Annotated in this window: 10 protein-coding genes; all 10 read right to left on the reverse strand. The window is 28.1% G+C overall.

The features are described 5' to 3' along the window. Positions 1 to 49: 49 nt before the first annotated feature. Positions 50 to 1,210 (reverse strand): mannitol-1-phosphate 5-dehydrogenase, encoded by a 1,161-nt coding sequence (locus J2Z25_RS07820; protein WP_209739545.1) that lies wholly within the window; start codon positions 1,208 to 1,210, stop codon positions 50 to 52. Between the two features lie 11 nt (positions 1,211 to 1,221). Beyond that, on the reverse strand, positions 1,222 to 2,637 hold the full coding sequence (locus J2Z25_RS07825) for a PTS sugar transporter subunit IIA (protein ID WP_342451343.1): 1,416 nt from the start codon (positions 2,635 to 2,637) through the stop codon (positions 1,222 to 1,224). Positions 2,638 to 2,640: 3 nt separating this feature from the next. After that, positions 2,641 to 4,764, reverse strand: a complete 2,124-nt coding sequence (locus J2Z25_RS07830) for a PRD domain-containing protein (protein ID WP_209739547.1) — start codon at positions 4,762 to 4,764, stop codon at positions 2,641 to 2,643. Between the two features lie 274 nt (positions 4,765 to 5,038). Next, entirely contained in the window at positions 5,039 to 6,412 is a 1,374-nt protein-coding gene (locus J2Z25_RS07835) for a PTS mannitol transporter subunit IIBC (protein ID WP_209739549.1), read from the reverse strand. A gap of 265 nt (positions 6,413 to 6,677) precedes the next feature. Next, complete coding sequence (locus J2Z25_RS07840) at positions 6,678 to 6,932, reverse strand: DUF4176 domain-containing protein (protein ID WP_008681086.1); 255 nt, start codon at positions 6,930 to 6,932, stop codon at positions 6,678 to 6,680. Positions 6,933 to 7,215: 283 nt separating this feature from the next. After that, on the reverse strand, positions 7,216 to 7,590 hold the full coding sequence (locus J2Z25_RS07845; RefSeq protein WP_209739551.1) for a hypothetical protein: 375 nt from the start codon (positions 7,588 to 7,590) through the stop codon (positions 7,216 to 7,218). 154 nt (positions 7,591 to 7,744) lie between these two features. Continuing rightward, a complete protein-coding gene (locus J2Z25_RS07850) occupies positions 7,745 to 8,776 on the reverse strand; it encodes a DUF2804 domain-containing protein (RefSeq protein ID WP_245173194.1) in 1,032 nt (343 codons plus the stop codon). A 416-nt stretch (positions 8,777 to 9,192) separates the two neighbouring features. After that, positions 9,193 to 9,357 (reverse strand): hypothetical protein, encoded by a 165-nt coding sequence (locus tag J2Z25_RS07855; RefSeq protein WP_008681089.1) that lies wholly within the window; start codon positions 9,355 to 9,357, stop codon positions 9,193 to 9,195. Positions 9,358 to 9,389: 32 nt separating this feature from the next. Next, the gene (gene glmS / locus J2Z25_RS07860; protein ID WP_209739555.1) at positions 9,390 to 11,216 is read right to left on the reverse strand and encodes a glutamine--fructose-6-phosphate transaminase (isomerizing); all 1,827 of its coding nucleotides are present in this window, start codon (positions 11,214 to 11,216) and stop codon (positions 9,390 to 9,392) included. 759 nt (positions 11,217 to 11,975) lie between these two features. Then, complete coding sequence (locus J2Z25_RS07865) at positions 11,976 to 12,236, reverse strand: GIY-YIG nuclease family protein (RefSeq protein ID WP_209739557.1); 261 nt, start codon at positions 12,234 to 12,236, stop codon at positions 11,976 to 11,978. Between the last annotated feature and the right edge of the window lie 134 nt (positions 12,237 to 12,370).

A 12,370-nucleotide genomic window follows, 5' to 3' on the forward strand; every position in this document is an offset into this window, starting at 1 on the left:
TTTTATTTTTATATGGGCGTCTTTAAATGTTTTATTTTTTATTTATCTTTCAGCCTTCTATTAATCTTCTAACTTGATTATAGTAATGCTCTATCTTAATTAATATTTCACTATCTTCTGGTAATTTTGCTATCTCAGATAATGATTCTTTTACACCTTTACTTTTTATTAAGTTTTGTAGCTGTCTGCTCTGTTCATCCTCATTATTTTTATAGTGCATAGCAGCCCCAACACCTAGTAATAAGTTTTCAGAATCAATATTATATCCTCTTGCTGTTATTAATGGCTTTATTAATCTGTCATTTTTATTTAATTTTCTTAAAGGCTCTCTTCCTACCCTTGCAACATCATCCTTTAAGTAAGGATTTTTAAATCTTCCTATAATTTTATCAATATATTTAATATGGCTTTCTCTATCAAATCCATATTTTGCAATTAAGGCTTCTCCACTTTCAATCATAGCCTTCCTCACAAAATTATATATTTTTTCATCATTTATACTTTCATCTATCGTTCTATATCCCTTTAAGTATCCAAAATATGCTGTGATAGCATGTCCAGTATTTAATGTAAATAACTTTCTTTCTATATAAGCTACTAAATTATCTACTAAATTCATTCCTTCAATATTAGGAATTTCACTCTTAAAAGCATTTTTTTCAACATTCCACTCATGAAAACTTTCAACAACTACATCTAAAATATTTTCACTTTTCACAGGAGGAACTATTCTATCAACTGAGCAATTAGGAAATCCAATATATTTTTCCAAATATTCCAACTCTTTTTCATTTAAATATTTTATAACTTCATCTCTAAGTTGGGAGCTTGCCTTAACTGCATTTTCACAAGCAATTATATTTAGATATTCTTGCATATTATTTTCTCTTCTAAGCTTAATTCCATTTGCTATTGTTTCTGCTATTCTAGGTAAAATTAAAGGTCCAACTGCTGTTGTAATTATATCTGCTTCCTTTATTTCATTTAAAATACTTTTGCTATTTGATAACACACCACTTATATTATTTATTTTTTCTTCTGTACATTGTATATCCATAATATTTATAGTGTATTGCTTATCTTCATTAATTTTATTTATTATAGATTCATTTACATCTGCAAAAACTACATGATATCCTGATTTAGATAACAATGCTCCTATAAAACCTCTTCCTATATTTCCAGCTCCAAATTGTATTGCCTTTTTCATAAAAACCCTCCTTATTTCTTAAATACTTCTAAAATTTCCTTCTTATCTCTCGTCTTATTAAGTTTATCTACCAATTCAATATCTTCTAGTGATATTGCTATATTAGTTAGTATCTCTAAATGTTCATCTCCAACTCCAGCTATACCTATAACTAAATATGCAAGCTCTTCGCCAAAATCAATTCCTTCTGGATATTGTAGAACTACTATTCCAGATGCTTTTATATTTCTCTTAGCTTCTCCTATTCCATGAGGAATTGCAACTCCCATTCCTATATAAGTAGAAATAACTCTTTCTCTCTCCAACATAGCGTCTACGTAATTTTCATTTACGTACCCACCTTTTACTAATAGCTCTCCTGCTCTCTTAATGGCATCTTCTTTGCCTTCACTTTCTAACCCTAGAATTATATTGCTTTCTGATAAAATCGGTAAATTATTCTTTTCATCTGTAGCATTTAAAATATTCTTTATTTGTAATTTTTGCTTTAATCCTTTTAACATATTATCTTCCAACCTTTCAAATAATTTATCTATTTTATTGTCACTTAAAAAATCTTCTATAAATATATGTTCTGCATGCGGAGAATTTCTTTTTGCTCTTTCTACTAAATTAATGTGACTAATTACTAAATCCGCATCTTGTGGTATTGAATCAACTGATGAATTAGTTACTTCAATATTTAACCCTAAATATTTTATTCTTTTCCTAAACTTTGTTGCTCCCATTGCACTAGATCCCATTCCAGCATCACATACAAATACAATTTTTTTAATTTCATTATTTTCTGCTTCATTCACTTCGAAATCTTCTTTTTCTCCTTCTATTGCTTCCTTTGATTCCTTATCTATTGATAACATTCTTATAAATATTATTACTACTACAATAGAAACTATAAAAATCGCAGGTATTAATCCTTTTGATACAATGAATTCTTTAATATTTTTTAAAGCACTCAACAATCCAAAGGTTAATGGACTAATTATAATAAACCCCATTATTGCTAATACCATACCAATTGTCCCAATTGAAAAGTTATTAACTAACATTTCAAATCCTGCTGGTATCCTATTTTCCATAACCTTATCGAAAGTCTTGATTATATATGCTGATAAAGGTCCAACTATCATTGCTCCAATTATCATTACTATTACTGTATCTGTTCCTACTATCAATCCCATAGTTGCTACTGCAGCTATAATTCCTCCTCTGTATCCTGAAACCATATTTCCGCCTTTTATTGAAATTATTAATGGAAAGAGGTATTTTACCATTGAATCTGCTAAAGATCCTAATGCTTCATTATGAAAAAAGCCTTCTGGAATAACTAGCAAAGTTATAAGTCCCCAAGAAATAAATACTCCTATATTAGCCATTATCATTGAACCTAAGAATTTAACTACTCTTTGAAACTTAGACCTTATCACTCCTTATCCCTCCAAGCTTATTTTTATCTTACTTATATAAATTTCCTTTAATATCTTTTCAACCTCTTGAGAAGCTTCTTTACTATCTTTCTCATTTAAAATATTTAGAAATCTTTCATTTTCAATGATTGCACCATTTATCTTACTCATGAGTTCTGAAGTAATTTCTTTATAGTCTTCTGGTATTATAGATATTAAAACTCCCTTGATTACTCCTTTTTCATTTTTAAATTGACCTTCAATTTTTAAATATCCAAACCTCCCACTATCTAAACATTTGCATTTACAATGTAAGAGCAGTATATTTAAATCTTTTAAATAAGTACTATTAACTTTTTCTCTATCTAGTATTTTATTTTTTATTTCTTCAGCTTCTTTTCTGTCTTTTGAAAATAACTTACTTGCTTCCTCAATTATTTCTTCTAAATCTCCAATATCCTTAATTTCTTTTATTTTCACATTATCTACTATTGATATAATTTCATTTCCTAACTCTGTAATTTCTCTAATTCCCATAGCCTTTTTATTATTTACGTCTACTTTCTTTATAACATTTTTGTATTTCTTATTTTTAAGTATTTTCCTAAAACTATCTTGTAATAATCCCTTATCATGTAAAGATAAAATTGGATCAACACAAATATTTTTAAAATTTATATCTAGTGGGACTGTGGAAACTATAATGTCTACTTCATCCTTTTTTAATTTATCTTCGTCTATATTTATAGCAGATATTGTACCTATAACTTCAACATTATTAAATTCTCTTTCTAATAGTGCTGCTAAAAGACTTGAAGTTCCAATACCAGTTGGGCAAGATATTACTACTTTTATTTTTTCTTCCAACCCCTTTTTATAAATAGCTGCAGCTATATGCATAGTTATATATGCTATTTCCGAATCTGGAATTTCGTCAACCTTAGTATTTAATTTAAGTATTTCGCAAGCTTTTTTTGTTGCATTATATTCCATTGGATATTTTTCTTTTATATTATTTAATAGAGGATTTCTTATATTTAATTTCATCTTTAACCTGCTTATTGCAGGTACTAAATGATTTGTAAGGTCCTTTAAAAGCCTTTCATCATCTTTCAAAAAAATATTTAATTCTTTTTCCACTACTTCAACTATATTTTTTCCTATTCTCTTAATATCAAGATTAGCTATATCCTCTTCTAATTTTGAAACAGAATTCAATCTAAGCTTTGCCCCTTTAAGATGCATAGTGATATATCCAATCTCATCTACAGGAATTTCTATATTGAATTTACTTTCAATATTTCTTACTAACATTTTTCCTATTTCAAATTCTGGCAATTTAGCTAGTTCTTCTAAAACATCTGGGTCTATCTTTATATTTTCTTTATTTTTTATTCTTTGAATAGCTAGAGATAAATGAACTACTAACCCTATATAAGCGCTATCTACAAGTCTAATATCATTTTCTTTTTCTAATCCTGAAACGATTTCTTCAATAGCTTTTATTATGGACTTGTCTATAAAATTTAAAAGTCTATTTTCTATTGAAAATTCTACTATTCCATTTTCTCTATTAGTTATTAAGGAGCCTTTTAAAAGATTTATTAATTCTTTTTCTTCTAAAGTTTCATATAAGATATTAGTAAGTGCTTTTCTATAATCATTTTCTTTACCCTCAACATAAACTCCAAGCCCTGGCTTTCTAACTAACTTTATGTTGAATGATTTTAGCCAATCTTCTATGCTATCTAAATCATTGCTTAAAGTTCCTTCTGAAGTTTTTAAAAGAGATGTAAAGTAAAATGATTTAATTGGATCCTGTGAAATTAGTAACTCGCTTATTATTATCCGTTTTCTTTCTTCCTTAGAGTACTCTTTTTCAATTCTTTCTATTTCTAGTAATTCTAATATTAACTTTTGATTTTCTAAATCTTCATCAATTACTAGACCCACCCCTGGTTTCTTTATAAACTTAAACTCATTTTCTTCCAACCACTTTTCTATCTTTGGCATTTCTCGTAATACCGTTCTAGAACTTAATGATAATTTATCTGCTATTGATGATATTGTTATTGGATTTGTTACCGTAGATCTAGTTAATATTTGAATTATTTCTTTCTGTCTAGAGTTTAGTTTTTTGTTTCTCATATTAAACCTCTCCATTAATGACATTTTTGCTTGTCCAACTCCTTACACCTATATTTTAAACTTTGTTATATCTTAACTCAATTTAATCATCCATTATAAATGTCTTAATCACTTAGTGACACTTTTAAATATAAGGTTATCTTTATTTATCATTATATCAAAGTTACATTTGGTTTTTATAAGAAACTATTTCTATCAAATGAACAATTAAACAATTTATAGCAGCTTCTCTAAATAATAAAAAAGACGTAAGTATTTTACGTCTTTTTTATTATTATTTATTTGCTAGTCTATTATATAAGTTTTGAATATTATCATCAGTTAAAAAGTTTTGAATTCCTATTAATTCTGCATTAGGACAAGACTTCTTAGCTCTATCTATTAATGTTTTATGAGTAACTACAATATCCGTATCTTTAGGTATCTCATCCACAGATGCATGAATAACTTCTATTCCAAGATTTAACTCTTTAATCTTATTTCTAAACTTTGAAGCTCCCATTGCACTTGATCCCATACCTGCATCACAAGCAAATACTATCTTTTTCACTCTAGATTTATTTATATTTTTCATTTCATTGACTTTGCCTTTTGCTTCTTCTAGATCTTCTTCTTTTGCATTCTTTGATGCTATTTTAATAAATGGTGCAGCCACTAAGAATGAAACTACTGTTGCTACTGCCACCCCTGCTAAAACTGGTAGCAATCCACCCTTTGGTGCCATTGCCATTAATGCAAATATACTTCCTGGTGAAGGTGTTGCTACAAGCCCTGCTCCCAATATTGTAAATACTAATATTCCTGATGCTCCTCCTGCTATTACAGCTAATAAAAGTAGCGGATTCATTAATACATATGGGAAATAAATTTCATGAATACCACCAAGGAAATGTATTATTGCTGCTCCTGGTGCAGATTGTTTTACTGATCCTTTACTATACATCCAATAAGCTAATATTATACCTAACCCAGGTCCTGGATTTGCTTCTAATAAGAACATTATCGATTTACCACTTTCTTGAACTTGTTCTAGTCCTATTGGTCCTAAAACTCCATGGTTAATGGCATTATTCAAGAATAAAATCTTACCTGGCTCTATGAATAGTGAAACTAAAGGTAATAATTTTCTTGCAACTAAGGCTTCTACACCTGTTTTTAATATTCCTGTTAAAACTACTACAACTGGACCTATTGCAAAAAATCCAAGTATAGCTAATATCATACCTAATATACCGATAGAAAAGTTATTAACAAGCATTTCAAAACCTGATGGAATTTTTCCATCTACAACTTTGTCAAACTTTTTAATTACAAAACCAGCTAAAGGTCCCATAATCATTGCTCCAATAAACATCGGAATATCTGCTCCTACTATAACACCCATAGTAGCAACTGTTCCTATAACCCCTCCTCTTGCACCGCCTACCATCTTACCTCCTGTATAACCAATTAGTAATGGTAATAAGTACTTAATCATTGGGTCTACTAAGCTTCCTAATAACTCATTTGGTATCCATCCAGTCGGAATAAAAAATGCTGTTATAAGTCCCCAAGCGATAAACGCTCCAATATTGGGCATTACCATACCACTTAGAAATTTCCCAAATTTTTGCATAGAATCTCTTGTACTAGTTTTAGAATTTGTCATTATTTTCCCCTCCATTTATTTTCCATTGTAAACTTTTACTTTGTAATTTAATTATATTTATACATATACATTAATTCAATTTGAAGAAACCGACCTTTTGTCATCTAACATTGGTGACAAGTTTATAATGTTACGGATATAATAGCGAAGATAAATAGATATGTTTCTCAACTTAACATTACTAAACAAATAATTATGCTGAATAAAATATAAAATAAAGAGGCTATGCTAGCATAGCCTCTTTATTTACTTGTATTAAATTTTCTTACATCATATCATTTAGAACTTTTACAAATGCTTCTTCTTCTAAATCAGTGTATCCTTTAGAAATTATTTGATCTATATCTTCCTTATTAAAAACATAACAGTACTCTTCACCTAAATATCCCTCTGGATAAAGACAACCTAAGTAATCATTTAGAGTTTCGCCATTTTCAGAATAAATTTTTCTTCCTATAATCATTAATTTTTTATATCCTTCTTTTAGTACAACTATTGATCCTAGTGGTAATAAATCCATTTTATCTCCTCCAGATTATGTATATAATTCTATAAATATTGTACTACATCTGATTCTCTTTATATAGTATGTATTAATTTATTGTATAAAAATAAAAAAGCATGAAATACCATATTACTTATGACATGAAATGCCAAAGGCATCGCAATATGATATTTCACACTTAAAAACAATTATTCTAATTATAATTTTTTAATTTTTTAATTTTATACTTTAGGAACTTACCATATAAACGTTTACTATTATTTTAAAATTAATAGATAATTTTCTTAAATAATTACATTTAAAATTGGACTGTATAGTTAATTTTATCTAAACTGTTTTCTATAAATATATCTTCAAGCGTTAATGTATCTCCTCTTAAATCTACTATATTTGATAGCTCATACTGCCATTTCCAATTCTTATTGGTAAATATGTTTACTGCCTTGCTATTATCATTTATTTCAAACGGCTCACTTATATTTCCTACGGCCAAAACTTTAGTTTCATTAGTATCTGTTGCCTCTACTAATGCAAATTTTTCAAATTGCTTATAATTATTAGGTAAATTATTTAATGCATAGATTCCATTTTCTATTACATGGTTAATAGTATCTCTCGTTGCTTTTAGAACTATTATCTTCTCTTGACCCATTAAATTACTTGTTAAACACATATGATCACCTCTTTTTTAATATCTCCAATCACTTTTATTATATGTTTATTTTTCATCAGATATATTAATTTTTAAATTCTATATCCTATAAATAAGAAATTTACAAATCTTAGATCATTTTTTTCTATTGTACTTATTTAAAGCAAGTTATACTTTACCACTTATTCAAAACTCTTTCTGCAAAAGCTAAAAAATCTTTTAAGACTATCTTTGTACCATCATCTAATATCATAGTACCATTGAACTTACCAAAAACTTGGTTTTGATCACTACAAATTAATTTCACATCAGTACAAGAAGCTCTATTTAAAATTGGTTCAAATTGCATTTCAAATCTTTGGTCACTACTTGTAATAGTCCAAGGTTTTGTATATAAATAATTTTCATTTTCATCTTTTGGAATATTAAATGTAATATCTTCCAACTTATGCAAAATACCATCATAAAAAATAGCATTTTCACTTGCTTCACTTGTATCTCCAAATCCATAGCCAATATTAAATCCTACTTCATGATTATTAACTATTCCACAACCTGCACCCCAGTACCATATATTTTTATAATTCCAAACACCCCTCCCCCAATCCAAAATGCCTCTTGTACTATTTTTATTAAATTCATATTTAAAATCACCTAATTGAAAATATCCACTAACTTTAAACCCTACTATTTTTTGATTATAATAAAAGTGTTTTTCCTTTTTAAATGGAGTCGCAATAACCATTGAATCTTGAGGTTCTTCATCTAACTCAAGATAACAATGAAATGTTTGTTTATCATGAAAATTATCCATTCTACATTTTAAAATTCTTTTATTATCTTTATGTTTAAATGATAAGTCAATTTTTTTAGAAGTATAAGCTACATCTCCTTCTTTTGAACTTGAAGGCATATTTATTTTACCAAGGGAGCATGCCTGAATTGGTGATACTGTTTTTTCTCTTGCATTTTTAAAATCTAAAATAGAAATACTCTCTAAACTCATATAAGAATTATCTGCAAGAGTTAAAGCAATCCCATATTCATCATTATATATTAAATAATAATCCCATTCTTTAATACGTAGAGAGCTTGCTTTAATATCTTTTCTATCATAATCTAATATTAGATTTCTTGAATATCCTGTTTGTTTTAAATTTCCTTGTTCATTCAATAATTTTGTATTCTCTGTAATCTCTCTTTGCATCGTAGTCCCCTTTCTTTTATAATAAAGTTCAAATAAATGATAAAAAGAATCTCCTAATTTATTTATATAAAAGTTATACTTACCATGTGTCCTCATTTAGATTATGTATATTTCAATTTTACCATATTTATCCATTTTTAATAATATATACCCTTAAAATAAAACTTTTTTAAATCAATGTCCAATTCAATTTCAATTAGCTTTATTGCCTTAAAAAAGTTAATCTTTTATTTTTATAAAGGGAGTCGCGTTTCGCGACCCCCTTTTAAAATATTGATTTCACTTACTTAAAGGCATTTTTTAATTTAAATATCAATTTTTATTATTTATATATGCGCAAAGGGAAGCTCGAATTAGAACTTCCCTTTTTATGAGCTAATATCAAATTTTTTTGATATAGCCCTATTCTTATATTATTAAGCTTCTTTAGATAGCTTTTCTAAATCTCCTATTATTACTTTTACTAAATCTAATTTACCTTTAGCATAATCTTTTTCACTTAGCAAATCCATTCCAAGCTCTAGTGCTTTTTCTGTTTCTTTATATTCATTTAATAAAGTTTTAATTAATTCTTCTCTCATAATTACATCTCTCCCTTATAATTACAATAAAATTATTCAACAGTCACTGATTTTGCTAAGTTTCTTGGCTTGTCTACATCACAACCCTTTTGCTTAGCCATATAGTATGCTAATAATTGAAGTGGAACTACTGATAATACTGGTGTCAATAAAGCGTTTGTCTTTGGAATGTAAATAACATCATCACAAACCCCTTTCGCTTCCTTATCTCCTTCATTAGCAATACCTAAAATTTTTGCACCTCTTGTTACTACTTCTCTAATGTTACTTATCATTTTATCTTTTAGCTTTTCATCTGTTAATAAAGCTATAATTGGTGTACCATCTTCAATAAGCGCAATTGTTCCGTGTTTAAGTTCCCCACCTGCATATGCCTCTGAATGAATATATGAAATTTCTTTTAGCTTTAATGAACCTTCTAAAGCTACTGCATAATCTAATCCTCTACCTAAGAAAAATACATCTTTATCCATATAGTTCTTTGAAGCATATTTTTGTAGTTTTTCTTTTTGAGTTAATATTTCTTTTACCTTTTCAGATAAATTCATTAACTCTTCCTTAAGAGCTTCTGATAATTCATTGTCTATAGTTCCTTTTATTTCTCCAAAGTATATTCCTAAAATATACATAGCTATTAATTGTGTTTCATAAGCCTTTGTTGATGCAACTGCTATTTCTGGACCTGCCCAAGTATAAACAACATGATGTGCTTCTCTTGAAACTGAACTTCCAACAACATTTGTGATAGCAAGAACTCTTGCTCCTATCCTCTTAGCATCTCTTAAAACTGCTAATGTATCTGCTGTTTCACCAGATTGGCTTACAACTATTAATAATGAATTTTCTGTTATTAATGGATCTCTATATCTAAATTCTGAAGCTATATCAACTTCAACTGGTATTTTAGCTAGCTTTTCTATTATAGTTTTACCAACTAGTCCAGCATGATAAGCTGTTCCACATGCTACTATAAATACTCTATCAAAAGCTTCTAATTCCTCTTTAGTAAAATCTATATCATCTAATTGAACTTTAGTATTCTTTATAACTCTTGATGTTAATGTATCTTTTATTGCTTTTGGTTGCTCATGAATTTCTTTTAACATAAAATCTTCATATCCACCTTTTTCAGCAGCATCTACATCCCAAGTAACATGATAAATATCCTTGTCTACAACTTCTCCATCTTCTGTCTTAATTTCTATTCCATCTCTAGTCATTATTACAAATTCTTTATCTTCTAATAAATAAACTTCTCTAGTATGGTTAATAACAGCTGGAATATCTGAAGCTATAAAGTATTCTTCTTTTCCAACTCCAACAATTAATGGACTATCTTTTCTAACTGCAACTATTTTATCTGGTTCATCTTTACAAATAACCCCTATTGCATAGCTTCCTTCCATTTTTGAAGTTGCTTTTACTACTGCTTCAAATAAATCTCCTTTATAATAATAATCCACTAAGTTTGGAATAACCTCTGTATCAGTTTCTGAGTAAAACTCATATCCTTTTCCCTTTAACCATTCCCTTAGTTTTATATAATTTTCTATTATTCCATTATGAACAACACTTATTGTTGCATTTTCATTTGTATGAGGGTGTGAATTTATATCTGATGGTTCCCCATGAGTTGCCCATCTAGTGTGTCCTATTCCCATGCTTCCTTTTAAAGGACTCTGTTCTAAATCATCAGCTAAGTTTTTTAAACGCCCTTTAAACTTTCTAACTTTAATTTCTCCATCATCCAATACTGCTACTCCTGCTGAGTCATACCCCCTATATTCAAGCTTTGATAATCCCTCAACTAATATTGGAGATGCTTCCTTTTTTCCTACGAATCCAACTATTCCGCACATATTCTTTTCTTCCTTCCATTTACGTATATTATTGATTTTAAAATTAAGTAGCTGTCACAACACCTTTAAATTAAAAATTTATAATGTAAAATATACTATTTTAGAAACTCCTTATGGAGTTTCTTCTTTAACTTTACATTTTTAATTATTAATTTTAAATTGTGCGATAGCACCTTGAAGGCTTTAACACCAAGCTAATCTTGTCCTGCAAATTACTTCACAGTTTTATTAGCTGTTAACGGTAGTGTGCAATACCGTGGGGCACCCGCCGAAGTATCGATACTCCCCAACCTCGTCAGCTATTTGCCCTATTAAAGGTAACAAATAGCTCTGGCGCTTTTCTATTCTTCTATTCTCCTTTTAATTTTTATAATTTATCTTATGCACTTCAAATTAAAATCTACACTAATTCTAACATATTTTTTCTTAAAATCAACTGTTTTAATCTAAATTTAATTATTTTTAGCTATTTTATTAAATTAATTCTATATATCTTCTATTTACTCTTGTTTACTCCTATTAATAACTATACATGTAGATGTCTAGACATATCTTCAATTGACAATGGAAAATGGAGAATTGATAATTATGAAAAAAACTCAGCTTGAGCTGAGTTTTCATATTTATACTTTAAATCTTATTCTTTCATAATTATCTATTTTCTAGGAAAATGTAGTTACTTTTCTTTTTACAAAAGTAACTACATTTTTTATTAATTTAATTTTAATTATAGTAGAATATACTTTACTAGCATTTAATTTAAACTGCATCGTCCTCAATAAAACTACCTATTAATTTTAATTTTTCCTGTCTAGATAATTGCTTTATTGCATATTCTCTTTTCATTGCATCTTTCTTATCTTTAAATTCTTCAAAATATACTATTTCTACTGGCAATCTAGCTCTTGTATATTTAGCTCCCTTTCCACTATTATGAGCTTTTATTCTTTTTTCTAGGGAGGTTGTCCATCCTGTGTATAAAGTGTTATCGCTACATTTTAATATATAAACATAATTCATTTTATCACCTAGTCTAATCTTTACTATAATCTTAATAAGTAAATTATAACTCAATAAAAAGCCTTTATAAAAGTAATTTATAGCTTAATAAAAGGTTATCTTAAACTATACTTTTTAAGATAACCTCTTTTCAC

This window comes from Clostridium tertium, from assembly GCF_017873245.1.
GTDB lineage: Bacteria > Bacillota > Clostridia > Clostridiales > Clostridiaceae > Clostridium > Clostridium tertium.

Bases quoted from the DNA above. Each gene is read 5' to 3' on its own strand.
- J2Z25_RS07820 (WP_209739545.1), bottom strand. From the start codon at position 1,210: ATGAAAAAGGCAATACAATTTGGAGCTGGAAATATAGGAAGAGGTTTT.
- J2Z25_RS07830 (WP_209739547.1), bottom strand. From the start codon at position 4,764: ATGAGAAACAAAAAACTAAACTCTAGACAGAAAGAAATAATTCAAATA.
- J2Z25_RS07835 (WP_209739549.1), bottom strand. From the start codon at position 6,412: ATGACAAATTCTAAAACTAGTACAAGAGATTCTATGCAAAAATTTGGG.
- J2Z25_RS07840 (WP_008681086.1), bottom strand. From the start codon at position 6,932: ATGGATTTATTACCACTAGGATCAATAGTTGTACTAAAAGAAGGATAT.
- J2Z25_RS07845 (WP_209739551.1), bottom strand. From the start codon at position 7,590: ATGTGTTTAACAAGTAATTTAATGGGTCAAGAGAAGATAATAGTTCTA.
- J2Z25_RS07850 (WP_245173194.1), bottom strand. From the start codon at position 8,776: ATGCAAAGAGAGATTACAGAGAATACAAAATTATTGAATGAACAAGGA.
- J2Z25_RS07855 (WP_008681089.1), bottom strand. From the start codon at position 9,357: ATGAGAGAAGAATTAATTAAAACTTTATTAAATGAATATAAAGAAACA.
- glmS (WP_209739555.1), bottom strand. From the start codon at position 11,216: ATGTGCGGAATAGTTGGATTCGTAGGAAAAAAGGAAGCATCTCCAATA.
- J2Z25_RS07865 (WP_209739557.1), bottom strand. From the start codon at position 12,236: ATGAATTATGTTTATATATTAAAATGTAGCGATAACACTTTATACACA.